The sequence below is a fragment of the Pedobacter sp. NEAU-ZC8 genome (assembly GCF_059278965.1).
On record NZ_JCAJXC010000001.1, the window covers coordinates 81,726 to 106,570 of the forward strand.

At 45.4% G+C, this 24,845-nt stretch carries 22 protein-coding genes; 10 read left to right on the forward strand and 12 right to left on the reverse strand.

What is annotated here, in order from left to right; genetic code table 11:
- Positions 1 to 243: 243 nt before the first annotated feature.
- The 7 genes from AC5WJX_RS00420 to AC5WJX_RS00450 all read left to right on the forward strand — a co-directional run bounded on the left by AC5WJX_RS00420 (position 244) and on the right by AC5WJX_RS00450 (position 8,539).
- Entirely contained in the window at positions 244 to 843 is a 600-nt protein-coding gene (locus AC5WJX_RS00420; protein WP_440430099.1) for a TetR/AcrR family transcriptional regulator, read from the forward strand.
- A 101-nt stretch (positions 844 to 944) separates the two neighbouring features.
- The gene (locus AC5WJX_RS00425; RefSeq protein ID WP_494482881.1) at positions 945 to 2,138 is read left to right on the forward strand and encodes an efflux RND transporter periplasmic adaptor subunit; all 1,194 of its coding nucleotides are present in this window, start codon (positions 945 to 947) and stop codon (positions 2,136 to 2,138) included.
- Positions 2,139 to 2,148: 10 nt separating this feature from the next.
- Entirely contained in the window at positions 2,149 to 5,334 is a 3,186-nt protein-coding gene (locus AC5WJX_RS00430; protein ID WP_494482882.1) for an efflux RND transporter permease subunit, read from the forward strand.
- Positions 5,321 to 6,739, forward strand: a complete 1,419-nt coding sequence (locus AC5WJX_RS00435; protein ID WP_494482883.1) for an efflux transporter outer membrane subunit — start codon at positions 5,321 to 5,323, stop codon at positions 6,737 to 6,739. The genes AC5WJX_RS00430 and AC5WJX_RS00435 overlap by 14 nt, the downstream gene beginning before the upstream one ends.
- Before the next feature lie 125 nt (positions 6,740 to 6,864).
- On the forward strand, positions 6,865 to 7,368 hold the full coding sequence (locus tag AC5WJX_RS00440; RefSeq protein WP_494482884.1) for a DUF1579 domain-containing protein: 504 nt from the start codon (positions 6,865 to 6,867) through the stop codon (positions 7,366 to 7,368).
- Positions 7,369 to 7,496: 128 nt separating this feature from the next.
- Positions 7,497 to 7,688, forward strand: a complete 192-nt coding sequence (locus AC5WJX_RS00445; protein WP_188625056.1) for a cold-shock protein — start codon at positions 7,497 to 7,499, stop codon at positions 7,686 to 7,688.
- Between the two features lie 125 nt (positions 7,689 to 7,813).
- Positions 7,814 to 8,539, forward strand: coding sequence for an AAA family ATPase (locus AC5WJX_RS00450; RefSeq protein ID WP_494482885.1), 726 nt, complete (start codon positions 7,814 to 7,816; stop codon positions 8,537 to 8,539).
- Positions 8,540 to 8,721: 182 nt separating this feature from the next.
- On the opposite strand, the gene AC5WJX_RS00455 is transcribed toward AC5WJX_RS00450, so the two are convergent.
- The 10 genes from AC5WJX_RS00455 to AC5WJX_RS00500 all read right to left on the reverse strand — a co-directional run bounded on the left by AC5WJX_RS00455 (position 8,722) and on the right by AC5WJX_RS00500 (position 20,893).
- A complete protein-coding gene (locus tag AC5WJX_RS00455; RefSeq protein ID WP_494482886.1) occupies positions 8,722 to 13,380 on the reverse strand; it encodes an efflux RND transporter permease subunit in 4,659 nt (1,552 codons plus the stop codon).
- 71 nt (positions 13,381 to 13,451) lie between these two features.
- Positions 13,452 to 14,588 (reverse strand): efflux RND transporter periplasmic adaptor subunit, encoded by a 1,137-nt coding sequence (locus AC5WJX_RS00460; RefSeq protein WP_494482887.1) that lies wholly within the window; start codon positions 14,586 to 14,588, stop codon positions 13,452 to 13,454.
- 151 nt (positions 14,589 to 14,739) lie between these two features.
- Positions 14,740 to 15,102 (reverse strand): hypothetical protein, encoded by a 363-nt coding sequence (locus tag AC5WJX_RS00465; RefSeq protein ID WP_440430084.1) that lies wholly within the window; start codon positions 15,100 to 15,102, stop codon positions 14,740 to 14,742.
- A gap of 68 nt (positions 15,103 to 15,170) precedes the next feature.
- A complete protein-coding gene (mnhG, locus tag AC5WJX_RS00470; RefSeq protein ID WP_494482888.1) occupies positions 15,171 to 15,563 on the reverse strand; it encodes a monovalent cation/H(+) antiporter subunit G in 393 nt (130 codons plus the stop codon).
- On the reverse strand, positions 15,560 to 15,832 hold the full coding sequence (locus AC5WJX_RS00475) for a monovalent cation/H+ antiporter complex subunit F (protein WP_440430080.1): 273 nt from the start codon (positions 15,830 to 15,832) through the stop codon (positions 15,560 to 15,562). Before AC5WJX_RS00475 ends, mnhG begins: the two co-directional genes overlap by 4 nt.
- The gene (locus tag AC5WJX_RS00480; RefSeq protein ID WP_440430078.1) at positions 15,829 to 16,305 is read right to left on the reverse strand and encodes a Na+/H+ antiporter subunit E; all 477 of its coding nucleotides are present in this window, start codon (positions 16,303 to 16,305) and stop codon (positions 15,829 to 15,831) included. The genes AC5WJX_RS00475 and AC5WJX_RS00480 overlap by 4 nt, the downstream gene beginning before the upstream one ends.
- Positions 16,306 to 16,311: 6 nt before the next feature.
- The gene (locus AC5WJX_RS00485; RefSeq protein ID WP_440430076.1) at positions 16,312 to 17,814 is read right to left on the reverse strand and encodes a proton-conducting transporter transmembrane domain-containing protein; all 1,503 of its coding nucleotides are present in this window, start codon (positions 17,812 to 17,814) and stop codon (positions 16,312 to 16,314) included.
- Positions 17,811 to 18,167: a Na+/H+ antiporter subunit C gene (locus tag AC5WJX_RS00490; protein ID WP_440430075.1), complete on the reverse strand. Its 357-nt coding sequence runs from the start codon at positions 18,165 to 18,167 to the stop codon at positions 17,811 to 17,813. The genes AC5WJX_RS00485 and AC5WJX_RS00490 overlap by 4 nt, the downstream gene beginning before the upstream one ends.
- Before the next feature lies 1 nt (position 18,168).
- Positions 18,169 to 18,582 carry a Na+/H+ antiporter subunit B gene (locus AC5WJX_RS00495; protein WP_440430073.1) on the reverse strand — a complete coding sequence of 138 codons (414 nt, stop codon included), beginning with the start codon at positions 18,580 to 18,582 and terminating at the stop codon, positions 18,169 to 18,171.
- A gap of 1 nt (position 18,583) precedes the next feature.
- A complete protein-coding gene (locus tag AC5WJX_RS00500) occupies positions 18,584 to 20,893 on the reverse strand; it encodes a putative monovalent cation/H+ antiporter subunit A (protein WP_494482889.1) in 2,310 nt (769 codons plus the stop codon).
- A 302-nt stretch (positions 20,894 to 21,195) separates the two neighbouring features.
- On the opposite strand from AC5WJX_RS00500, the gene AC5WJX_RS00505 reads away from it, so the two are divergent.
- From AC5WJX_RS00505 to AC5WJX_RS00515, 3 genes are all read left to right on the forward strand, one after another.
- Positions 21,196 to 21,405 (forward strand): hypothetical protein, encoded by a 210-nt coding sequence (locus AC5WJX_RS00505; RefSeq protein WP_440430071.1) that lies wholly within the window; start codon positions 21,196 to 21,198, stop codon positions 21,403 to 21,405.
- A 178-nt stretch (positions 21,406 to 21,583) separates the two neighbouring features.
- A complete protein-coding gene (yiaK, locus tag AC5WJX_RS00510) occupies positions 21,584 to 22,588 on the forward strand; it encodes a 3-dehydro-L-gulonate 2-dehydrogenase (protein WP_494482890.1) in 1,005 nt (334 codons plus the stop codon).
- Between the two features lie 234 nt (positions 22,589 to 22,822).
- Positions 22,823 to 23,173, forward strand: a complete 351-nt coding sequence (locus AC5WJX_RS00515; RefSeq protein ID WP_494482891.1) for an ExbD/TolR family protein — start codon at positions 22,823 to 22,825, stop codon at positions 23,171 to 23,173.
- Between the two features lie 57 nt (positions 23,174 to 23,230).
- On the opposite strand, the gene AC5WJX_RS00520 is transcribed toward AC5WJX_RS00515, so the two are convergent.
- Both AC5WJX_RS00520 and AC5WJX_RS00525 read right to left on the reverse strand, forming a co-directional pair.
- Positions 23,231 to 23,980: a metallophosphoesterase family protein gene (locus tag AC5WJX_RS00520; protein WP_440430068.1), complete on the reverse strand. Its 750-nt coding sequence runs from the start codon at positions 23,978 to 23,980 to the stop codon at positions 23,231 to 23,233.
- Complete coding sequence (locus AC5WJX_RS00525; protein ID WP_494482892.1) at positions 23,977 to 24,720, reverse strand: nucleotidyltransferase; 744 nt, start codon at positions 24,718 to 24,720, stop codon at positions 23,977 to 23,979. Before AC5WJX_RS00525 ends, AC5WJX_RS00520 begins: the two co-directional genes overlap by 4 nt.
- Between the last annotated feature and the right edge of the window lie 125 nt (positions 24,721 to 24,845).

A 24,845-nucleotide genomic window follows, 5' to 3' on the forward strand; every position in this document is an offset into this window, starting at 1 on the left:
ACTAACTTAATAAAAACATATGACTTAATGCATTATCCTGCAGCAGATTAGATCACGCGATGCTGAAGCGTATCAAAAGCCTGACCTAACATTTGATCTCAAATCCTGTTTGAATCCTTCGAATTGTCTGTGCATTGGTATTTTGTATAAGCACCAAAATAGTCTTGACAAATGGATGATTGTTATTTGCAAAAACGGTTCTACATTTGTCTAACACTGTTAAATGATATAACAGATTGAAATATGGGAAGTAAAGAGCGGATTGCAAGATTAAAGGAAGAAACCAGAAATAACATCCTGGATGCAGCCCTAGAGATTGTAAAAGAAGATGGATGGCAGGCTTTAAGTATGCGAAAAATCGCTGACAAGATAGAATATACTGCACCCATCATCTACGAGTATTTTGAAAATAAGGAAGGAATCCTTTTTGAACTTACCCGCAAGGGATACGTGATCCTGGGACAAGAGGTCAAGAAATCTATGGAGAAGGATGCAGACCCTGTAAAGCAACTCGAAACCATGTGGATTGCTTACTGGAACTTTGCATTTGAACATAAAGAATTATATCAGCTCATGTATGGCGTGGAAATGAATTGCTGTTATCGAAAGAATGAGTTTCCCGAGGCAGAACTATCGCTCAACCTGTTCTTTGAGAAGATCAAAGAAGTGATGACGGCAGAGGAACCTGACAAAGATCTGGTATTTAGGAAGTTCTACACCTTTTGGTCTGTGATACACGGTTTGATATCCATAAACCTGGTTAACCGGGGCAGGGGACAAGAAATGAATCAACAAATACTACAAGACGCCATCAAAGGAATTATCAAATATATAAACGAATAAAAATTTAGGGTTCAATCATTGAACCCTCTTTTTAAAAGCTTCACTTAACGGTGTTAGATTACCTATAACCGTTATCTCACCAACAATTTAACTTTAAAATCATGGAAAATCACCTTAACTGCACCCCACCATCTAACGCTGTTAAACGATCTAATAACGTTATGAAAGTCTTTAGCCTGGCTATCGCCTTAGTGCTATTTGCCTGTCAGCGACAGGAGAAGCTTCAAGTCTCCAGTCCGGTTGTTCAGGCGCTACCTGTTTTAACCATCAATAGCAGCTCTGAAAATACACTGCTCGAATACCCAGCCTTAATCGAAGGGGCGGTGGATCTTGAAATTCGCCCCCAGGTATCCGGCTCCATAGAAAAGGTCTTTGTGAATGAAGGTGCGCTGGTCCAAAAAGGTCAACCTTTATTTAAGATCAATGAATTACCATTTCGAGAGGCTTTGAACAATGCAAAGGCAACCTTGCAGTCGGCCAAAGCCGCGGCACAGAATGCGCAGCTCGAAATTGATAAGCTCACGCCGCTAGTTGCCAACAAGGTGGTCTCGGACTTCCAATTAAAAAGTGCTAAAGCTGCACATGCTGCTGCGTTGGCGAGTGTTGAACAGGCAAAGGCAGGTATTGCCACAGCAGAGATCAACCTTGGCTACACGCTGATAAAAGCGCCAGTTACCGGCTACGTCGGCAGACTTCCTAAAAAACAGGGAAGTTTAGTTGGAGCCGACGATCCTGTGCCACTTACCCGTTTGTCTGACGCCCATGAGGTACATGTTTACTTTTCCTTGAGCGAAGACGATTTCATCAACTTTAATGAAAGATATGCGGGTAAAACTGTAGCAGAGCGTATCCGAAACATTCCTGGTGTCTCGCTATTACTTGCCGACAATACTGTATATCCGAAAAAAGGTAAACTTGACATGATAGACGGACAGTTCGACAAGCAAACCGGCGCAATCACGCTAAGAGCTACTTTCCCGAATGAGGATGGGCTGTTGCGCTCTGGAAACACTGGCAAGATCCAGCTGATCATGACTCACGAAAATGCACTTTCCGTGCCCCAGGAGGCAACAGTAGAAATCCAGGACAAGATATTCATCTTTTCGGTAGATAAAGAAAACAAAGTAAGCAAACAACCCATCACCGTACTTGGTACCAGCGGTACAAATTACCTGGTCAGAAATGGCATTAAAGCCGGCGACAGGATCGTGCTAAAAGGAATGGAAAACCTGAAAGAAGGCGAGCTTATCCAGCCCGAGCAATCAAAAGACTTAACTGCAGCTAATATAAAATAATACGTTAAAGATGTTTAAGAAATTTATTGAGCGACCAGTACTGGCTACTGTGATCTCCATTCTACTGGTCATTCTTGGAGTGATTGGCCTCACTAAACTGCCTTTGCAGCAATTTCCTGACATTGCGCCGCCCGCGGTGCAGGTGATGGCCCTTTATCCAGGTGCAAATGCGGAAACCGTATTGCGCTCGGTAGCGCCATCATTAGAAGAATCTATTAACGGCGTCGAGAACATGAGTTACATGAGTTCCACCGCCAGTAATGATGGTTCTTTGGTCATTACCGTTTACTTCAAGCTGGGCACCGATCCCGATCAGGCAGCCGTGAACGTGCAAAACCGGGTTTCCCAGGCCACCAGCCAGCTTCCTGCGGAGGTGGTACAAGCAGGGATTACCACATCAAAGCAGCAGAACAGCTTGATTATGGTCGTTGACATGTTTGCAGAAGATACTGAAAACTACGATCAGGCCTTTCTTGCCAACTATGCCCAGATCAATATTATTCCGGAGATTAAAAGGATTCCGGGGGTAGGGCAGTCCATCATCTTTGGTGGAAATAAAGATTACTCTATGCGAGTATGGCTGAATCCTGCGCAAATGGCAACTTATCAGCTCACGCCCAATGAAGTTATGGCTGCAATTCAGGACAAAAGTCTTGAAGCTGCGCCGGGTAAATTTGGTGAAAGTAGTACAGCGTCCTTTGAATACGTGATCAAGTACAAGGGTAAGCTGAACAAACCTGGTGACTATGAAAATATTGCCGTAAAAACAAATGCAGATGGCTCCATCCTGAGGTTAAAAGATGTAGCCCGCGTAGAATTCGGAACATATACCTATAGCAACTTTACCAGGGTGAATGGAAAGCCGGGGATCAATATTGCCGTGATGCAATTATCCGGTTCCAACTCCAATGAAATCCAGATTGCCATCGCCAAGCTGATGGAAAAAGCCTCTAAAGACTTTCCCAAAGGCGTGAAACACCTGATCCTGTACAACACTAAGGATTCACTGGATATTTCGATCAATCAGGTGAAAGCGACGCTTATCGAGGCATTTATCCTCGTGTTTATTGTGGTGTTTATCTTCCTGCAAGACTTCCGGTCTACCTTGATTCCAGCAATTGCGGTACCGGTGGCCATCCTGGGAACCTTCTTTTTCATGCAGTTATTTGGTTTCTCCATCAACCTGCTCACATTGTTTGCACTCGTGTTAGCCATTGGTATTGTCGTCGATGACGCCATTGTGGTTGTCGAGGCGGTGCATGCCAAGATGGAACATTCAAACCTTGCTCCTAAAGCGGCAACCATCTCCGCCATGCGGGAAATCACAGGTGCAATTATCTCCATAACCCTGGTGATGTCGGCGGTGTTCTTACCGGTAGGTTTCATGGAAGGTTCTACAGGTGTTTTCTACCGCCAGTTTGCCTTTACGCTGGCGATAGCCATTGTGATTTCCGCGGTGAATGCCCTTACCCTGAGCCCCGCATTAACCGCGCTGTTTTTAAAAGAAAATCACAGCCACTCCAACGGAACGATGGCGAAGAAATCCTTCAAAGAGAAGTTCTTCATTGGCTTCAACTCAGGATTTGAAAAACTCACCAATAAATACCTGGGCTCCTTACGTTTTCTGATTCGTTACAAGTGGGTTAGCGTTGCAGGTTTGCTGGTCGTCATGCTGATCACGGGGATTTTGGTTAAAAGAACACCTTCAGGATTTATCCCTTCAGAGGATCAGGGTTTTATCGCCATTTCCTTGTCTATGCCTGTAGGTGCTTCTTTAGACCGGACCACCAAAGCCATTAAGGAGCTTGAGGACAAACTGGGCGACATGGAGTCCAAGAAAACCTTGATGGGATTATCAGGCTTCAATATTCTAACGCAATCTTCAAGTCCTTCCATGGGCGTATCTTTTATCCTGCTTAAGCCAACAGCTGAGCGAGGTAAGCTGAAGGACATCAACGAGATCATGGATGAAGTGCGTGGAAAACTCGCGACCATTAAAGGTGCCAGCTTCTTTGTGTTCACCTTCCCGACTGTTCCCGGCTTTAGTAATGTAGACGGCTTGGATATGGTGCTTCAGGATCGTACCGGTGGCAGTCTGGATAAGTTCAGCGGAATCAGTAGCAAGTTTATCGGCGAGCTGATGAAGCGCCCGGAGATCGCTGTTGCATTCACTTCATTCCGGTCAGACTATCCACAGCTTGAGCTGCAGGTTGATGACGAAAAAGCGGACCAGCTCGGTGTCCGTGTTAAAGATGTATTACAAACCATGCAGACCTATTTTGGAAGTTCACAAGCCTCTGATTTCAACCGTTTCGGTAAGTACTACCGTGTGATGGTGCAGGCCGATAAAGCCGACAGGGTAGAGCCAGGCTCTATGGATGGTGTTTTTGTCAAAAACAATCAAGGTGATATGGTGCCCATAAATACGATCGTGAAGTTAAAGCGGGTTTATGGACCGGAGAATGTATCCAGGTACAACCTGTTCAACTCTATAGGCATCAATGCGATTCCAAAACCAGGATATAGTTCGGGTGACGCAATCCGCGCAGTAGAAGAAGTAGCCCAAAAACAGCTGCCTTTCGGCTATTCGTATGAGTTTACCGGACTAACCAAGGAAGAGATTTCTTCTGGTGGTCAGTCGGTGATCATTTTTACGCTCTGCTTGATCTTTGTGTACTTCCTGTTAGCAGCTCAATATGAGAGCTACATATTGCCTCTGGCGGTTGTGCTTTCGATCCCGGCTGGTATCCTCGGCGTATTCGTTGCCATCGGCCTCACTGGAATCGCGAATAACATCTATGTGCAGGTTGCGCTGGTGATGTTGATCGGCTTGCTGGCTAAAAACGCCATCCTGATTGTCGAATTTGCCGTCCAACGCCGACGTGCGGGCAAATCGCTGTCTGCTGCCGCTATTGAAGCTGCTAAACTCCGCCTCCGACCGATCATCATGACCTCACTTGCATTTATCGTGGGTATGATCCCGATGATGAACGCGAAAGGGCCGTCTGCCCTGGGTAATCACTCGATCAGTATCGGCGCCGCCGGAGGAATGGTATTTGGCGTCGTGCTTGGATTATTCTTCATCCCTGTACTCTTCATCTTCTTCCAGTATTTGCAGGAAAAGGTCTCAAAAATTAAAGTAGTTGTTCCAACCAGTGAAAATCACGTTAAAGAACTTGTTCATGAAAACGCATAAAACCATATTCTATCTCCTTTTATTCAGCGCCTTGATTGCGGGTTGTAAGGTGTCTAAGGATGTCCCGGTACCCACAACCGCGATACCGGAGACCTTCCGTGGCGCTCAGCCCAAAGATTCCAGCAGTATCGCTGCGCTGCCACTGAAAGCCTTCATCAGGGAGCCCGATATTCAACGGCTGATTGATACCGCTTTGATCCGAAACTACGACCTGCAGCTCGCAATGAAGAATATAGAAGCTTCGGAACTGCTGTTCAAACAATCACGCTTGGGCAACCTGCCGGTGATCAATATGCAGATCACCGCAAGTTCCAACCGGCCATCAGACAACAGCTTAAATGGATTGAGCACCAGCCAGTTTCTGGGTACCAGGCACATTGAAGATTTCAATGCAGGTCTCGGCTTAAGTTGGGAAGCAGACATTTGGCGCAAGATTAAAAATCAACAGAAATCTGCCCTTGCTGGCTATCTGCAAACCGCAGAAGTCAGAAAGGCTTTACAAACCAGGATTGTGGCCAATGTGGCACAAGGTTTCTACCAGTTGATGATGATGGATGCGCAAATGAACGTCGCCAAAAGAAACCTTCAGTTGAGCGACAGCACACTCCGGATCATCAAAATGCAGTATGATGCTGGCCAGGTTACCTCCTTGGCCATTCAGCAGGCAGAGGCGCAGCAACTCGTCGCAGCACAGCTGATTCCGCAGCTGGAACAAGCCATCACCATCCAGGAGAATGCGCTGAGTGTACTTACTGGAAAGCTGCCCTCAGCGATAGAACGGCAAACCAGCCTGAACAACATTAAAGCGCCTGTTGAACTACCAAGCGGTTATCCAGCCGCCATGGTAAGTGCCAGGCCGGATGTTAAAAGTGCGGAGTTGGCTTTAGATATGGCAAATGCAACGGTAGGCATCACCAAGGCTGATCTATATCCAACCTTAAGCATCACCGCAAACGGTGGCTTAAATGCATTTAAAGCAAGTAACTGGTTTAAAGTTCCAGCCTCTTTATTTGGTGTGGTATCGGGGGGCATCACGCAACCAATCTTCCAACGCCGCCAACTGAAAACACAGTATGAACTGGCGAAAGTTGATCGCGAGCGGGTAGTGATTCAGTTCAGACAAACGGTGCTCAATGCAACGGCTGAGGTATCGGATGAATTGACGAGAATCCAGAAGCTGCAACAGCAGTATGAAATTTCTTCCAGACGGGTTGTAACCTTACAGCAAGCGGTTTCAAATGCAAACCTTTTGTTCAAAAACGGAATGGCGACATATCTGGAGGTCATAACCGCACAAAGTAACTTCCTGCAAAGTGAACTGGCCTTGGCCGAAATCAAAACATCGCAGTTGATCGCTGCTGTGGAACTATACCGGGCCTTGGGCGGAGGTGTCGTCGACTTATAAACGCCCCCTTGTCAAGCTGCTGAATTTCTATAAACCATGGGTAGTTCAACTTTCTTCTTTAACTTGGTGATGCAACCAAATTGCATTCATTAAGAAGATGAATACGAAACTTCACCTTATCCTATATGGAACCTAAAAAAAGCAAATTTGAGATGTCATTGGAAGATGGCCCTCATCATCAGCTCGGAAAGCTGTGCGGCAGCTGGGAAGGCACATCGCGAACCTGGTTCGAGAAAGACCTGCTCGCAGACGAATCCCCCGTTAAGGGTACGATCACTTCGATTTTAGGTGGCCGCTTCTTGCTCCACCAATATCAAAGTAGTTTACAAGGTAAACCGCTGGAAGGCTTGGCAATCATCGGCTACAGCTTCCCGTATGAGCGATATCAGACAGCCTGGGTTGATAGCTTCCACATGGGAACAGGCATAATGTTCTCTGAAGGAGATGCAACTCCGGCAGGACATTCTGTTTTAGGTAGCTACGGAGGCGGAGGTATGCCGGAACCATGGGGCTGGAGAACAACTATTGAGGTCAAAAGTGACGATCAGATACTCATAACAGCTTACAATATTGAACCGGGTGGGGCAGAGGAAAGAGCAACTGAGATAAACTATCGTCGGATGCCGTAACTTCAGGATGCACAGAGGTAATTTAATTTCATCAGGCTATAATTTAACTATATTTTAAAAATTAGGTTGTAATTTTACTAATGTTTAAATATTTTTATTACATTTGTATATATTTAAAGTACAATATAATGCAACAAGGAACAGTAAAATTCTTCAATGAGACAAAAGGTTTTGGATTTATCGTGCCAGCTAATGGTGACGCCGAAATTTTTGTTCATTCTTCAGGCTTAATGGATAACATTCGTGAAAACGATTCAGTAAGCTACGACGTTGAGCAAGGTAAAAAAGGCTTAAACGCAATTAATGTTAAGATCAGCTAATTAGATTTCCTTCATAAATTGGTAAACATCCGTCTTTTTAGGCGGATGTTTTTTTTTGCCTATACCCTTAGGGATGTCTGCGCATAAGGTTGTACTTTGTAACCAGATACCAATCCTTACTGCGCATGCCATTTTTATCCCAGATATCGCTTTCCCAAATTCAGGATGACAATTATCTTAAAAACATACCGAGTCTAAGCTCAGGAATACAGCTTCAGCTGAAGAGTAATGTCACCTTCTTTGTTGGCGAGAATGGATCGGGAAAATCTACTTTACTGGAAGGCATTGCCTCGCATTGTGGATTTAGCCTCCGGGGAGGTAACCGAAATCATAATCTAAGTGGCAACCGAATCTACGAATCTATATTAGCGGAATACCTTCGACTGTCATGGTCACCTCGCAGAATAACTAATGGCTTTTTCATGCGAGCAGAAAGCTTCTTTAATTTCGCTTCTTATGTAGATGATCTTGCAAGTGCCGATCCGGCGATTTTAAAAGCTTATGGCGGGCGTTCTCTGCATAAACAGTCCCATGGGGAATCATTCCTTTCACTATTTAACAACCATTTTGATGCGGGGATCTATATTCTTGATGAGCCGGAAGCAGCTTTGTCGCCCGCAAGAATCCTCGCTTTTATGGCTGTGATAAATCAACTTGAACAAAGTGGCCGTGCACAGTTTATTATTGCAACCCACTCGCCAATGCTAATATGTTATCCGGGTGCAACAATATATGAGTTCAGCAGCGAGGGCGTTGAGGAAACAACCTATCAGAAGACCGACCACTATAACCTGACCAAATCGTTTTTAGATAATCCAAGCCTGTATCTCCGTCACCTGCTGTCTTCATAATCAGTAACCTGAAGGATAAGTATCCGGTGGTTCGTTTTTTGGTAAGACTGGAAGCGGCTTCAGTGCCCTTGTCTCCTCAAAAAACAAGAAAGCATCATACCGGTTGGGCATGATAGGGTATAAACAAAACAGGGCACCTGCAAAAGCAAGCACCCATGTTTTCAACCAACCTAACTAGCGTTTTATTTCCAACCGCCTCCAAGGGCTTTGTATAAGGAAATATGATTTAGCACCTGCTCTTTCTTTGCCTGTGCTTCTTTAAGCTCTGCATCCAATACACTACGTTGTGTATTCAGGATATCCAGGTATGTTACGCGACCGGCCAGGAAAAGATCGTTCGAGGCCTTTACAGATGCGTTCAGCGCTTGCACCTCATCTGTTATGTGCGTTCTTTTTTGTTTGATATAATCTTCTGACTTCAGGGCATCCTGCACTTCTTTGTAGGCTTTTAATACCACCTTTTCGTATTCCTGAAAGGCAATGCCATAACTCGCCGCATAGCTGGCATATTCGGCCTTTAGTCGTTGCTGACTAAAAATCGGCGCTGTAATTCCTCCCAGTAAACCATAAGCCACCGATGCTGGGGTGTTAAAGAATTTACCCAAGTCAAAAGACTGAAAACCAACATATGGCGCAAGGACAACTGCAGGTAAAAAGGCCAGTTTTGCAGCTTTTGCATCTTTCGTTGAGGCGATCAACTCCAAGCCCGCCTGACGGATATCTGGTCGCAAGGCAAGCATTTGTATCGGTGTACCACTCGCCAGTGAATCGCTCAGCGCAATATGCTCCAGTCCGTTAGCTTTCCTTACGATGGCAGTGTTAAACTTGCCGGAAAGGAAGTTCAGGTGATTCTCCATAATGCTGATCTGTTGCAGTACTTCCTGCTGCCTTGCCCTGGAATTGGCCAGAACCGCTTTAAATTGCTGCACACCAAGCTCGGTTGCCGCACCGGCAGATTTCTGTACTTCAATGATTTTCAGGCTACGCTGCTGTAAAGCGATGTTCCTGTTGATGATTTCAAGTTCTTCATCTAAAGTCAGCAGCTCAAAATAAGCTGCGGCAATATTGCTTACCAATTCGGTCTGCACCAGCTTCTGACCTTCATAGGATGCCAGAAATTTGTTCAATGCCGCCTGTTTCCTGTTCTTCAGCTTACCCCATAGATCCAGCTCCCAGGCTGTCCTCAGCCCGACAAAATAGTCGGGCAGGGGATCTGGCAAACGCTCGTCTTCCTTCAGATTATCGGAGAAATTGGTGTCATAGTTACCAATTCCATCCATGGTGTAAAATCCATATTTCCTTAATCCAGCTTCTACAGACAGGTCCAGATTAGGTAGGGCAGCCCGCTTACGAATTTTCAGATTAGCTGCCGCAATTTCTATACGGTGCAGCGTTTGCTTCATATCCGGATTATTCGCAAGTGCCGTATCAATCAATGCCGCCAGATGTTCATCCTTAAAGAAGGTCTTCCAGGTTTGATTAGCCACGGTGTTGGTATCCAGACGCTGCTGAAATGCCTGAGGAACGTCGCGATGTTTATATTCGGGCAGGTCCTTCTTTGTCGAACAACTGCTTAAAAATAGGATAAATCCAACCAGCGGCAGGGCAACCAGCTCTACAGCCGTTTTTCTCCGCACTGCTACAGGGCCGTGGTCCGGATCATGATCTGGACCGGAACCTCCGGAACCTGAATCGGAATCATGGTTGCCATCGGGTCCATCCCCTGGAGCAGATTTTTTCTTTTTCATAAATGAAGAGAAAAGAACATAAAGCCCCGGAATTACAATAACACCAGCAATGGTACCGATAACCATACCACCAACTGCAGCGGTACCAATGGAACGGTTACCCAATGCACCTGCGCCGCTGGCCAGCATCAAGGGGATCAATCCCGCTGCAAACGCGAAGGAAGTCATCAGGATCGGACGCAAACGTGCTACCGAACCTTGAATTGCGGCCTGAAGATAGCTCATGCCTTCTTTCTGTTTTAATATTGCAAACTCCACGATCAGAATCGCATTCTTCGCCAGCAAGCCGATAAGCATCACCAAGGCTACCTGTGCATATATGTTGTTCTCCAGACCAAATACTTTAAGGAACAGGAAGGCACCAAATACACCCGCAGGAAGTGAAAGCAGCACTGGAAGTGGCAACAGGAAGCTTTCATATTGCGCAGCAAGGATCATGTAAACGAACACCAGACAGAGTGCAAATACATAAACCGCCTGGTTACCCGACAGGATCTGCTCGCGGGTCATACCAGACCATTCAATCTCATAACCTTGCGGCAATCCGGCAGCAACCTTTTCTGCAGCTTCAATGGCCTGACCACTACTGAAGCCTGCTGCAGCCTCACCGGTCAACATTGCTGAAGAGTACATGTTATAACGGGTGATCTGCTCCGGTCCGTAAACCCGTTCCATGGTTATGAAAGCCGAAAACGGCAGCATTTCCCCTGCATCATTTTTGATGAACAGCTTAAGTACGTCTTCTGGTTTCTCGCGGTAATTTGGTCCGGCTTGAACCATCACTTTATACATCTGTCCGTAACGGATAAAGTTCGTCGCATAGAAACTTCCCATCAGCGTCTGCAAAGTATTCATCGCATTCTCCACACTGATACCTTTTTTAGCCGCCTGATCATAGTCAACCTTGATCAGATACTGCGGAAAGCTAACGTCAAACGTACTCGACACACTGGCGAGCTCCGGCGTAGCAGTTAGATCTGCCATGAACTTGTCCAGCACCACAGCAGTTTTATTTAGGTCATCCTGTCCGGTTTTATCCAGAATACGCATCTCGATACCGGAAGAGTTACCGAAGCCGGGAACAGTAGGGGGAGGAAAGAACTCTATTTCGGCATCCATGATATGCGAAGTCGCTTTTTTAAGCTCCGCAATCACATCGGTTACGGACTGATCACGGTCGCCCCAACCTACAAGGTTGATCATGCCCATACCATAGGAAGCGCCGGAAACCTCATTAACCAGACTATAACCTGCAAGTGTAGAAACCGTTTCTACGGATTTCATCTTACGACTGATCGCATCTATTTCATTCAACACCGCTTCCGTACGATCTACCGTTGCACCTGGCGGCGTATTTACGTTTACATAAATCATTCCCTGATCTTCTGTCGGAATAAAGCCTGACGGCAGCACACTTGCCATACCCCAGGTTGCCACAAAGAACCCGATTAATAGTCCGAAAGTCAATACTCTACGGCCGGCAATTCTGCCGATCAGACTTTGGTAGCCACCTGATGTTCGGTTATATCCCTTATTGAAGCCACTAAACAACTTGGCCATAAAACCCTTTGCAGCAGGGTTATCATGCGGCGAACGCAGGATAATGGCACATAAAGCGGGCGTAAGGGTCAAGGCATTGATACCTGAAATTACAATTGCTGAAGCCAGCGTTAGCGAGAACTGGCGATAGAAAATACCAACCGGACCGGAAAGGAAGGCCACCGGCACGAATACCGCCGACATCACCAGCGTGATCGCAACTACGGGTTTACCCACTTCGCTCATTGCCGAAAGTGTTGCTTCCATAGGTTGCATGTGTTCTTCTTCCATTTTGGCATACACCGCCTCTACAACTACGATAGCGTTATCCACCACGATACCGATGGCCAGCACGAGTGCGAAAAGGGTCAATAGGTTGATCGAGAAGCCCAGCATCTGCATAAAGAACAATGCACCCACCAAACACACCGGAACGGCAAGCGCCGGTATCAAGGTGGAACGGAAATCCTGCAGGAAGATGTAAACGACGATAAACACCAGAATAAATGCTTCCAGCAAGGTCATCAATACACTGGAGATGGAAGCATCAAGGAAACGTGAAACATCATAACCCATGGTGTATTTCATGCCCGGAGGGAAGGAGCTTTCCTTGAGCTCCGCCATACGGTCTTTCACATTTTTAATAACGTCCTGTGCGTTTGAACCAGGCAGCTGCTTCATCATGATGGATGCGGAAGGGCGACCATCCGTCTTGGATACCATTTCATAATCTAACGAGCCGAACTCTACATCGGCGATATCCTTGATCCGGATGATCGATCCATCTGCATTTGCCCGGATTGGAATGTTTTTATATTCTTCAGCCTCCGTAAACTTACCAGGATAACGAAGTACATATTGCTGCATGTTGATGGACTTGTCCGAGCCGATACCTGTTTGGCCCGGTGCAGCTTCCACATTTTGCTTTCTCAATGCGGCAACCACATCATCGCTTGAAATCTGATAGGCGGCAAGGCGGTCCGGTTTTAGCCAAACCCGCATGGCATAATCCCTTAGGCCCATGATCTGCGCAAATCCCACCCCTTCAATACGCTTAAGTTCCTTTAGAATGTTGATGTCGGTGAAGTTGTATATAAAACGCTCATCGGCTGTTTTATCGTCACTGTAGATGTTCAGGTACATCAACATACTGTTAACTTCCTTTTCTGTGGTTACCCCGGCCTTAATTACTTCTTCGGGAAGTTCATCCAGTACGGTGGTCACACGGTTCTGGACGTTTACTGCCGCGATATCCGGGTCGGTTCCTACTTTAAAGAATACCTGAATCAGGGTGGTACCGTTGTTGGTGGATACCGAGTTCATATACGTCATTCCCGCTACACCATTGATGGCCCGCTCCAGCGGAATGGCTACAGCATTCGTACTTACTTCAGCATTGGCACCTGTATAATTTGCAGTCACAACTACCGAAGGCGGCACAATGTCGGGGAACTGGGTTACAGGCAAGGTAAATAACGCCAGTACACCCAGTAGGGTAATAAAGAGCGATATGATCAGCGATAAAACTGGTCTTTTTATGAATGTTTCAAACATAATTGTGCATAGTAATTTTAGTGGAGCCTGCAATTGAGGCTCACATCAAAGATTTGTTGATTGTAGGGACCTTAGTTCTTCGCGATCATGGTGCTTTGGGGCATACTCATCGTCTTCGGCGCCACCTTTAACCCGTCACGCAAGTTCTGACTTCCCTCAAAAACCACTTTGTCGTTTGTACTTAAACCATCTACAACGGTGTAGAAGTGTCCAACACGTTGACCGGCCTTAAACGGCGTCATTTTAATGGTGTTGTCCTCTTGAAGTACATAGACATAAGTTCTGTCCTGAATCTCGAACACTGATTTCTGATGTACCGCAAGCAATTCACCGGTTTCCATAGGTACACTGATCTTTCCGGAAGCGCCGTGTTTAAGCAGGCCTGATGGATTTGGAAAACGCGCTTTCAAGGAAAGCGAACCAGTATTCTGGGCAAACTCACTCTCCGCAAACACGGCATCGCCCTGATATGGATATATCTGTCCATTTGCAAGTGCCAGTTTGACACGTTTGTTAAACTTGTTTTTGTTGTAGCTCGAGTCGGAAACGATGTTCAAGTACTCTTTTTCCGAGATATCAAAATAAACATTAACTGCGGTCAGGTCAGATACTGAAGTCAGTAGTGAACCTTCTTCCAGCAAACTTCCGGCTTTAAGTGGAATTCTGTCTATTCGGCCGGAAAATGGTGCACGGATCAGGGTATTCGCCAGCCTGGTTTTGGCATGCTGTAGTACGGATCGTGCTTCAGCTACCCGGGATTCTGCCGCTTTTTGTTTGGCAGCCGCAAGGTCCATATCGGTTTTAGACACAATGTTGTTGTCGACCAGGATCTTGGTTCTAGCTTTTTCCAGTTGTACCGTCTTGGCATCTGCAATAGCATTGTTCAGCGCTGCTTCTGCCTTCGCATATTCCGCTTTATATTCTTCATCATTTATTTTAAACAACACCTGACCTTCTTTTACTTCCGCGCCTTCTTCAACGTAGATCTTATCCAAGAAGCCAGCTAAACGGGATCTGACCTCAACATTCTTTACAGCCTGTATATCGGCGATGTACTCGTTATAAATTACGGTGTCTAACTTGGCTACTGCAGTTACAGGTACCGACTTGGGTGCTGCGGTTTCCGCGTTTTCTTCGCTCTGTACAGTGCAGCCCACAAAGGCAATGGTGCTTAAAAAAAGGAAATTCGCTAAAAGGTTAACTTTCATGTTAATTAGATGAATTAATTAAATTATATAATATAGAAACAGGGGTTCCTGGTGTCGAAAACAGGTTAAGGCGCCGATAAACGGCAAAAGCATACACTAAGCTTTTGAAACAAAAACAGCGCAGCACGACAATACTTTAGCAGCAGAAATGCTAGAAGGGCTTAAGCCGGAAAAGAAAGGAATAGTAGCCAGGCAGGCAGAAGCTTCTCGCCCGGTAAAAAGGATGATCAGTTACTTTTGTAGTTTGAAACTGTCGGTATAAAAAGAAGCAGAGGACAAAAGCGATGGCACCTATCACCGGTGTTGCTGCTTTTACCAAGCGATATTCCTCATTGGGAACTTTGATGTCTTGAATGTTAGCTTTAGGCAAATTTAACAGGTCGTCCACAAAATACTCTACAATAGAGTGGCCGTCCAACGTCGTATCTTTACTTACTGCACTAAAGCCAGCTTCGTAAACAATGATGTTCAGATATGCAAATAACCCGATAAAATGGAAAAATTTGAATAACATACGCGGCAAAGTTATAAATCTTAGGGCTGTATTGTTAAATGTAATACCATTTTGACAGTTAGATGAGGCTAAGTACCCTCTGGTCGCTTACCTTGCTGTTCAAGCTCAGTCTTCTCCCCAGATTCCGGATCTTTTTTCTCATAAAACCCACTTAATTCATCAATAATTGTACCCTTCCAGATCGATACGCCAGTATGGTATGCGGTTTTGCCAATCATGTGGGCAGCAACGGGTGCCGTTAAAATGAGAAAGAAGATGATCGCCATTGCTTTGGTGGTTACCGAAACATCCGAAAAGGTGAATGCAGCACAAATTAAAAGCAAGCCCACCCCAAGGGTAGAGGCCTTTACCGTTACGGACAGCCGAAGGTAGAAATCCGGCATACGTAGAATGCCGATGGAAGCAAAGAGTATCGCCAGTGCACCAATCGTGCTGAATATGGCTGTTAGCAGATCTGTCATTTTTTAATTTGTTTATCCAGGTAAAACGAAAATGCTATGGTACCCAGGAAGGCAATCAGGGCAAAGATCATTGCAACATCGAGCAACACCGACTCCATAGAACGGATGCTATAAACTGTAATCAAAGCAATACCTGCGGTGATGATCAGGTCCAGTGCAATTACCCGGTCCACAACCTGTGGCCCTTTATACAGACGTATCATCACCAGAATAATCGAAATGATTAAGATCGGGAAGATCACGTAATCGAAGTAAGTATTTAATGTCATCGTAAAATTTCTAATAGTCTATGTTCAAAACCTTTCTTGATTTGGGCAATAAAATGTTCTCGGTCTTTGAGATACATTACATGGATGAAGAGCGACTTTTTGTCTTCACTGATGTCCAGAATTAAGGTACCTGGTGTCATCGAGATCATGGTTGATAAAAGGTTGATCTCTATATCTGTTGTAGCTTCCAGGGGATAGCGAATAATGCCTGGTTTAAAAAAGTATTTCGGCGTGATTACATCATAAGCCACCTGAACGTTTGCTGCCAGCATTTCATACAGGAAATAAAGGACGAAGCCAATCGTCTTAGGTACCTTGTTGAAATAACGCCGGTCTTCTTCATGCCTGTTCATGACCCACAGGATGAAAAAGCCGAGCAGAAATCCGAACAGAAAATTAGAGTAGTACATCGAACCGGTAAGTGCGACCCAAATGAAGGATAGCAGCAGGTTCATCAAAAAGTGTTTCATCATAGCTTTCTATTTTCCTAAAACCGCCTTGATGTAAGGAGTTGTGTCCAACATTTCATTTGATATCCGGTCGACAACCTGAATAATGAATTCTGCATTTAAGCCGATAAAAAGTGTAACGGCGGCAAGAATCCCTATAGGGAGGACCAGGAGTATTTTTCTGAGTAAACCAAGTGTAACAAAGGTATCGGTCAGCGGATCGGTTTTGGAGGCCTCCTTCCAAAACACCTCCGCCCAGAGTTTAGCAATAACATATAAGGTGATAAAGCTGGCCAGGATTAAGCTGGCGATGAAAAAGTAGTTGTTTGCATTGAAGCCAGCTTCAAACAGGTAAATTTTAGGCCAGAATCCTGATAATGGTGGAATGCCGACAAGAGAAAATAATACCAACGCTATTAACAATGATATTTTCGGGTATTCCGAGTACAGCCCACCGAGTTTTGCGGTGTCCAGTGTACCTCTTAGTTGGCGGATCAACCCTGAGATCAGGAATAAGTTCGTTTTTACCATAATATCATGAATCAGGTAAAAGACGGCACCCATGAAGGCGATTTTCGTGTAAAGGCCTAAACCACCTACGATAAATCCGATATGGCAGACAATCAGGTAAGAGAAAAGCCTGCGGATATCGTGTTTGATGATTGCGCCAAATGCGCCGGTAAGAATGGTTAAAATGGCCAGAACGATTAATACCGTCCGTAGAAAATCATTAGGTATGAAGATCAATGTAAAAACCCTGAACATCGCGTAAAGACCTACCTTGGTAAGCAAGCCACCGAAGGTCGCGGCAACCGCCGAAGGTGGTGTATGATAGGAGGAGGGAAGCCAGAAATATAAGGGGAATACAGCTGACTTGATCCCGAACCCTATAATAAAGAACATCGCTGTAAGGTTTACAATGGATTGGTCCTCAACCAGCGGTATTTTCAGCGACAAATCTGCCATATTTAAGGTTCCGGTAATACCATACAAAATGCCAATACCAGTCAGGAAAAAGGTCGAAGCCAGGATATTTAAAGCCATGTATTTCACTGCACCTTCCAGCTGTTCCTTTCTCCCACCAAGCGTCAGCAGAACAAACGATGCAATAATGATCACTTCGAACCAAACGTAAAGGTTGAAGATATCGCCAGTAAGGAATGCACCATTAAGCCCCATGATCAGGAAATGAAAAATCGGGAAATAGCCGTAGAGCATCCTCGGTTTTCCAACACCTACAGACGAAAAGATGGAAACGGCAAGTGCAGCAATGGAGGTCAATAGTACAAGTGTGCTGCTAAACAGATCCGCTACGAACACAATACCAAAGGGTGCCTGCCAATTCGCGGCATTCATCATCAGGATTTCACCGTTATAAACTTTGATAAACAGACTCACTGAAAATACTAAGCCTATGGCCGCGCCTGCGATACTCAAGGCACGCTGCGTAACGGTTCTGGTCCAAAAGGCAAGTTGAAGTATAGCCGTGAACAGGTGAATCAGTACAGTTGCTATTATCTGGTTATCAATCATAAATCTTCTTCTTCCGGGGTATTTAGGTCATCCAGGTCGTCTGAGCTAATCAAAGCATAGACCCGCTTTAATAGTACAATTGCAAAGGAGGTTAATCCAAAACTGATTACAATGGCCGTAAGAATTAGCGCCTGCGGTACGGGATCGGCATAAATATCTTCAAACACTTTTAAATCAGCTCTGATGATCGGCGGCTTGCCTTTCGTGATATTTCCTAATAAGAAGATCAGCAGATTGGTGCCATTACCAAGGAGCATAATCCCCAGCAGGAGGCGTACCATACTTCTTCTCAGGATCAGGTACACGCCAGCGGAATACAGCACACCGATGATAAAGACTAAAAGTAACTCCATATTAATGTGTATGCAGTGAAATCGTGAACAAAATGGTTAATACCACACCGATAACAACCAGGTACACACCAAGATCGAAAAACAGTGCAGAGCCCAACATCCCAATGACCGGGATAGGTTCTTCAAACCACAAGCCTGTCATAACCGGATAGCCAAAGAACACGGGTGCAAACATGGCCAGGGCCGCGATCCCGAGCCCCAGGGGAATCAGTGCAAGTGGCTTATAACCGAGGATCTTCATCGTATTGATGGTTCCATGAGCAAAGCTATGCAGCACAAAAGCGATGGAAGCGACTAGGCCTCCTACGAAACCGCCACCAGGATAGTAGTGCCCCCTTAAGAGCAGGAAAAACGAAAATAGCAGCAGAATGGGTAGCAAATACCTCGATGCTGTTTGTAGTATTGCACTTCTCATATTATTCTTTCTCTGAAGATGTTAACCTCAATTTAATTAAACTATAAACGCCAAGCGCTGCAATGCTGAGCACCACAATCTCGAACATGGTGTCAAAACCGCGAAAATCAACAAGGATCACATTCACCACATTTTTACCCTTGGCAAGCGTATAAGCGAAGTCACCATAGTATTTACTGATCGAGATGTCCGTTGGTACCTGTAACACCCGGATCGCGATGATCGAGAGGATAATTCCAAAACCTAAGGCGACGACGGTATCCCGGATGACAACCCGGTTATTTGCCTGATTGATGAAAGGCGGCAAGTTAAATAGCACGAATACAAACAGGACCACGGTTAAGGTATCAATGGTAAACTGCGTCATGGCAAGATCTGGTGCGCTGTAATACACAAACATCAGACAAATGGCATAGCCAATTACACTTGTGCCTACCACCGCTGTTAGTCTGGAAGATGTCGTTACCGTCAGGATTACCGCTGCCATTAAAATAAAAACATTTACCGCTTCGTAAACGCTAATTGCGGATAGCTTACTGTAATCAATATAGATCGGTCCGCCAATGAGCAATTCGTAGGCAAGCAGTAATTCTGCAAAGAGGATGATTTTCAGTAGATACGATCTTAGAAAGCCATTATGCATAATATTGGTATACCATTCTGAAAGATCAATGAACCAATCACCGAGCTTTCCAAAAAACGCCTGGGGCGCAAAGGCCTGAAGTGGGTTTAGTAATGCCAGCTTCTTCTCGTCAGCCTTATTAAACAGGTATACCAAGGTTCCAGCAGCCAGTGTGACGAGGCTCAGCGTCAGTACCATATTGAAGCCATGCCATAGTTTCAAGTTTACCGGCTCAGTGCCAGCCTTGACGGTTTGCAGCGCTGCGGTGACCAGTTGCGTGCCGGCAAGCTGTGGCAGCAGCCCGAAGATCAATCCCAGAAGTGCCAGGATTAGTGGCGGTATCCACATGGCTTTTGGGGGTAGATGAACTTTATTATAGTTCTCCGGCAGTGCACCCATAAATGGCTTAATCCCAGCCATAAATCCTGCAGCAACTAAACACACATTGGTGATGATCGCGGCAATGGTCAGATAGATGCTGAGCTGCTGATCTGCATGTAATGTTGCCTCATAAATGAGATCTTTGGATATAAATCCGAAAAGCAAGGGCATTCCGGCGCTGGAGAGTGCTGCAAGCAAAGCTGCAATAAATACGGGTAGGAGTACCTTTCTCAGTCCGGCTAGTTTTGTAAGCTCCCTGGTGCCCGTTTCGTGATCTATAATTCCCGTGGTCATAAACAAGGTAGCTTTATAAAGCGCATGTACAACAATGAATGTAATCGCGGCAATCAAAGCTACTTCGGTGCCAAGGCCAATCAGAAAGGTAAGAATCCCAAGTGCAGCAATGGTTGAATAAGCGAGGATACTCTTTAAGTCTGTTCTGAACAAAGCATGTACTGCAGCATATATCATTGTAAAACCACCAAATATCATCAGCGTATAGGACCAGGCTGGCGTACCGCCCAGAATAGGTGTAAAACGTGCGAGCAGAAATATGCCTGCTTTCACCATGGTCGCGGAATGCAGGTAAGCCGATACCGGTGTAGGTGCTTTCATGGCGCCGGGCAGCCAGAAATGAAAAGGGAACTGGGCAGATTTGGTAAAAGCTCCAACAAAAACCATAGCGATAGCCAGGGGATACAACTCGTGTCCCTTTAGGAGATCCGCTGATCGAATTAATTCTGAAATGCTAAAGGTACCAGCGATGTTGCCGATCAGGATCATGCCGGTAAGCAGGAAAAAACCGCCGAGACCGGTGATACTTAAGGCCGTTAAAGCACTCTTTCGCGAATCTGCATTGTCGTTATTAAAACCGATCAGGAAGAACGAACTAATGCTGGTTAGTTCCCAGAATATAAATAGCAGCAGTATATTGTCGGACAGGACAATGCCCAGCATGGAAGCCATGAACAAGCAGAGGTATGCAAAAAAGCGATCCAGATATTGATGTCCTTTGAGGTATGCGCTGGCATACAAGAAGATCAGCGTCCCTATTCCTGAGATTAACAATCCAAATATCATGGAAAGCCCATCTAAGCGAAGGTCGAAGTTGATGTTCAATGATGGCACCCATTGGTAGTGTTCATAGACAACCTCGCCGTTGGCCATCAATGGAACTTGTTGTAAGAGATAACAAAATATGGCCAGCGGAAGTAAAATTAAAACGGCACACCATTTTGTCCGGAAGAACTTTCCGAAGGGAATTAAAAGGCCCGATGTTATTAATCCTGATAGTACAGTAAATAGCATTTTTTGGGGTTTTTGTTGCAGATGAGCCCCAAAATAGTAAAAAAATAGCCTTTTTCCTGCATTTTCGGCAATATTCTTCTGTTAAGTATGCTGAACTAAATGGAGATGTCCTCGAAGCTGGGCCGATCATTGCACCATACGTATTGAAATAGACCAGCTGTCCAGGTAACCGGCTCTGAAAACCTTTAATCGAGCTTATAGGCAGAATTGAGGGTCAACCCGGGGCAGAATATATCCCCAATTCGGGGAATGTTTCCACAGGTATAGATCTGGTTTTAAGATCGATTATTAATTTTTTAACAATGACTGAAGTTTTTTACTACAACACATTCAATCAGCTCCAGCAGTTAAAACTGCACAACATGGATGCTGCTGCATTTGTTGACAGCACGAAGGGATCCGCCTTTAAGATCTTCTGTATTCTGGAAAATGGCTTAATTAAAAATAGCTCCCCAGAATTTTCAAATGTTGAAGCCGAACTATCCGATTCGCTGCTCAACATCCTTTGTTAATACTGCCTATTTAGCCCGCGCATCTAAATCGATGTATCGCATCTCTCAGGCTACTTAGCCCTCCAACTTTCACATTCTTAGCTACAGCTGTCCTCATGTTTGAGAAAATGTGTGAAATATATGTGTATTGAATCTTTACCTATCAACTGTTATCTTTCTTAGAAACTACTCTGGAACAATGTTGAGAATATCAGCCGACAAGATGAGGGAAACCTTTTCTTCCGTTTTACAGCAAGCCGGTTTTCCGGTAGAAAAAGCTAATGCTTGTGCGACAATCTTTACTGAAAATAGCTGTGACGGCGTTTACACACACGGGTTGAACCGTTTCCCCGTCTTTGTTGAAATGGTGCGACAAGGTTTAGTTGACAGTAAAGCCGAACCAGTGCTGATCAGCAAAAATAGTCTTATTGAACAATGGGACGGAAAACTGGCGCCTGGCATGTTAAACGGGAAACATTGCATGGGGCGGGCGATAGCTTTAGCTGAACAGTCGGGGATCGGCTGTGTCGCCATCAGGAACACCAGTCACTGGATGCGGGGCGGGACCTATGGCTGGCAGGCTGCGGAGCGTGGTTACATTGGCATCTGTTTCACCAATACGATTGCCAATATGCCCCCCTGGGCTGGTACAGATCCCAGGCTAGGTAATAATCCCTTGGTCATTGCTGTGCCCCGCAAGCAAGGGCATGTTGTACTGGATATGGCCATGTCTCAATTCTCCTTCGGCAAGTTACTTCAATACCAGTCTCAAGGGAATGCGTTGCCGCTTGCCGGTGGGTATGACCAGCAAGGTCAGCTGAGTACCGATCCTGGTGCAATTATTCAGTCTCAGCGCCTGCTCCCGGTTGGATTCTGGAAGGGGTCCGGCCTGTCTTTAATGCTGGATCTTTTAGCAACCATTCTTAGTGGAGGACGTTCTACCGCGGAGATTACAGCGGCCGGGAAGGAATACGGGATCTCCCAGGTATTTATCTGCATAAAACCGGAGGATCCAGATCTTTGCGAAAAGTTGACGGAACAGATCATCACATACACCAAGAGCAGTACACCTGAAGATGCCGAAAGTCCGGTAAGTTATCCAGGTGAGCATACCTTGAAAACGCGCCTGGAGAACCAGGGCAAAGGCATTCCAGTAGATGAAAAGATTTGGAATGAAGTGTTGCAGCTGTTGCAACATAAGTAGGAACAGCTGGGGCCAGGCGATGCATCGGCTTTGGGGTCGACCCGGCCCTAAGCCGCCCTCAACCCGGCCTTGAGCCGCCCTTGAACCGGCTAGGGGCGGGTGAACACCCGGTCAACCCTTGCTACATGCCTTTTTAATCCCCAGTTTTTAAGGGTGTTATGACTTTTAACCTGTAATTGTCGTAGCAATTTGTGGAATCCCCGAGATTAAGTCATCCTGAAATAAATACCTATCATGGCTGAACTAACGACTTCCTCTAACAGAAAAGCAGTACCAAAAGTGGATCTTACTGCTATGGTGGATCTTGCATTCTTGCTGATCACCTTTTTTATGCTTACCACGTCCTTGTCTAAACCAGTAGCAATGGACATTGCAAAACCAATAGTTGATCCTGAGACCAGGCTTGAGTTGCCGGCGTCGAGGACAATGACGATTTTGCTTGGCAGAAATAATCAACTGGTTTGGTACATGGGAGAGCCAGGCAAAAGCCTGCCGAAGGTGGAAGGCTATGGTACCGCACCTGCGATAGATGATGAACATTTTAGCGAGGCAGAACTTGCCTTTTTAGCGAAGAACAACCTTTAGCGTTTTTGTATACCGGAGCGTGTTTATGCGCTCCGGTATACCTATGATATATCAAAACTATACTTCAAAGGTGTAATACCCACAAGGATAGCCATGTTTTCGTAAGATCGGCAGTGCGACGTTAAAAACCTTGACACCGCCTGGCGCTTCCCCCTCAAGGGTTCCAGCATGGGCGTGGCCATGGAAAGCAGCGATCACGTTTTGTCTTGATAATGGCTCCGCAAGGCGTGAAGAACCAAGAAAAGGATAGATCACTTCCGGCTCGCCAACGATGGTCTGGAAAATCGGGGCATAGTGCAGGATTGCAATCTTTTTAATATTTTCATGTTGTTGGTCCAGCTTCGCCAGAGCACGCTCCAGATGCAGCGCTTCATCAACGGCTTCCTGAACGAAAGCTTTCATGGCGCCTTCGCCAAACATTGATAACATGTATTTGTCGAAACCCCCACCGAACCCTTTCACTCCGGCAAAGCCAACACCTTTAACGACAATTGACTCTCCATCCAATATGGTCATTCCGCTATCCTGCAGCATTTGCCGGATAAGTTTATGCCGGCCTTTCTCATAGTCGTGGTTACCGAGCACGCCAAGCACAGGGATGCTACATTGTTTCAATTCTTCAATCAGAATGGCTGCTTCACCTTCATCTCCAGTGTCTGTGAGGTCTCCGGCAATGATCAGCACATCAGCCTTACCGGAAATTTCCTTGAAGCAATCGGCAAACCGGCCTTTGTCCGTTTCCTTAACGTGGATATCTGCCATTGCTGCAATTCGTATCTTGTTTTCTGCTGTTTCTTCCATCATCATGTGGTTTTTATTGTACTCACTTTATAGTTCCATAACTTGATGTCGACTTCATATTGAGTCTGGTCAATTATAGGGCCTCTGCAAACCTTTTCTGTGGAAAAAGGAATGTCATACTGTTCCTTCGCACGGTCTATAAGTTCATCAAAAAGCCATTTGGGAACGATATCCATATAGTCTGCCGGATAAACAAATTGGAAGATCAGGAGCTGTGCAAGTAACAAGTGCCAGTGCTGGTCCATCCGGAACAACAAGCGTTTCCAATCCATGTCCTTACCTTGTTTCAGCAGCATATGGTTGATGTCGGAGCCATCATATCGCTCCCGGTTTTGCACATACAATTTACACCAGATCAGCTCTTCCAATGGAAGAAACTTTACTGGAACCCCTGCATATTCCCCTTCCATAGCGTGTTCATACCAGGAATCATCTACCGTGCAGATGTTATTTACGGTGTCGAAAATGATATCGATGTACTCACCGTTCTTATGGATTTTTGCCAGCCAGCGGATATCTGTCAGTTCCGTTTCATAACCCTGCTCGGCTACAACTTTCAGGATCTTCGGATATTCGGATGGTTTGCAGAAGATATCCAGGTCTTTAGAATCTCTTACAATGCCGGTGTAGTTGTACATTGCAAAGCCCCCACCTAGCATATAGTTTAACTCGTTTTCATTAAGAATTCTTAAAACCTCCAGATAAAATTCCTGAGCTTCCGCTTTTTGTTTTTCAGATTGGGCCATTTATGTTTAGCAATTTGATGCCCATTAATAACTAATTTTCATGCTCCAATGTTTGCTGTAAGGGAAACAATGGCGATTCGCTTGTAAAAACCCCATCTTTTTAGGCAGACATTCCCTGGTTTTTT

Excerpts from the sequence above, each read along its gene's own strand:
- AC5WJX_RS00455 (WP_494482886.1), bottom strand. The coding sequence starts at position 13,380 with ATGTTTGAAACATTCATAAAAAGACCAGTTTTATCGCTGATCATATCG.
- AC5WJX_RS00430 (WP_494482882.1), top strand. The coding sequence starts at position 2,149 with ATGTTTAAGAAATTTATTGAGCGACCAGTACTGGCTACTGTGATCTCC.
- AC5WJX_RS00515 (WP_494482891.1), top strand. The coding sequence starts at position 22,823 with ATGGCTGAACTAACGACTTCCTCTAACAGAAAAGCAGTACCAAAAGTG.
- AC5WJX_RS00445 (WP_188625056.1), top strand. The coding sequence starts at position 7,497 with ATGCAACAAGGAACAGTAAAATTCTTCAATGAGACAAAAGGTTTTGGA.
- AC5WJX_RS00475 (WP_440430080.1), bottom strand. The coding sequence starts at position 15,832 with ATGACATTAAATACTTACTTCGATTACGTGATCTTCCCGATCTTAATC.
- AC5WJX_RS00440 (WP_494482884.1), top strand. The coding sequence starts at position 6,865 with ATGGAACCTAAAAAAAGCAAATTTGAGATGTCATTGGAAGATGGCCCT.
- AC5WJX_RS00420 (WP_440430099.1), top strand. The coding sequence starts at position 244 with ATGGGAAGTAAAGAGCGGATTGCAAGATTAAAGGAAGAAACCAGAAAT.
- AC5WJX_RS00435 (WP_494482883.1), top strand. The coding sequence starts at position 5,321 with ATGAAAACGCATAAAACCATATTCTATCTCCTTTTATTCAGCGCCTTG.
- AC5WJX_RS00505 (WP_440430071.1), top strand. The coding sequence starts at position 21,196 with ATGACTGAAGTTTTTTACTACAACACATTCAATCAGCTCCAGCAGTTA.
- AC5WJX_RS00495 (WP_440430073.1), bottom strand. The coding sequence starts at position 18,582 with ATGAGAAGTGCAATACTACAAACAGCATCGAGGTATTTGCTACCCATT.
- yiaK (WP_494482890.1), top strand. The coding sequence starts at position 21,584 with ATGTTGAGAATATCAGCCGACAAGATGAGGGAAACCTTTTCTTCCGTT.
- AC5WJX_RS00520 (WP_440430068.1), bottom strand. The coding sequence starts at position 23,980 with ATGATGATGGAAGAAACAGCAGAAAACAAGATACGAATTGCAGCAATG.
- AC5WJX_RS00485 (WP_440430076.1), bottom strand. The coding sequence starts at position 17,814 with ATGATTGATAACCAGATAATAGCAACTGTACTGATTCACCTGTTCACG.
- AC5WJX_RS00490 (WP_440430075.1), bottom strand. The coding sequence starts at position 18,167 with ATGGAGTTACTTTTAGTCTTTATCATCGGTGTGCTGTATTCCGCTGGC.
- mnhG (WP_494482888.1), bottom strand. The coding sequence starts at position 15,563 with ATGACAGATCTGCTAACAGCCATATTCAGCACGATTGGTGCACTGGCG.
- AC5WJX_RS00450 (WP_494482885.1), top strand. The coding sequence starts at position 7,814 with ATGCCATTTTTATCCCAGATATCGCTTTCCCAAATTCAGGATGACAAT.
- AC5WJX_RS00465 (WP_440430084.1), bottom strand. The coding sequence starts at position 15,102 with ATGTTATTCAAATTTTTCCATTTTATCGGGTTATTTGCATATCTGAAC.
- AC5WJX_RS00460 (WP_494482887.1), bottom strand. The coding sequence starts at position 14,588 with ATGAAAGTTAACCTTTTAGCGAATTTCCTTTTTTTAAGCACCATTGCC.
- AC5WJX_RS00525 (WP_494482892.1), bottom strand. The coding sequence starts at position 24,720 with ATGGCCCAATCTGAAAAACAAAAAGCGGAAGCTCAGGAATTTTATCTG.
- AC5WJX_RS00425 (WP_494482881.1), top strand. The coding sequence starts at position 945 with ATGGAAAATCACCTTAACTGCACCCCACCATCTAACGCTGTTAAACGA.
- AC5WJX_RS00480 (WP_440430078.1), bottom strand. The coding sequence starts at position 16,305 with ATGATGAAACACTTTTTGATGAACCTGCTGCTATCCTTCATTTGGGTC.
- AC5WJX_RS00500 (WP_494482889.1), bottom strand. The coding sequence starts at position 20,893 with ATGCTATTTACTGTACTATCAGGATTAATAACATCGGGCCTTTTAATT.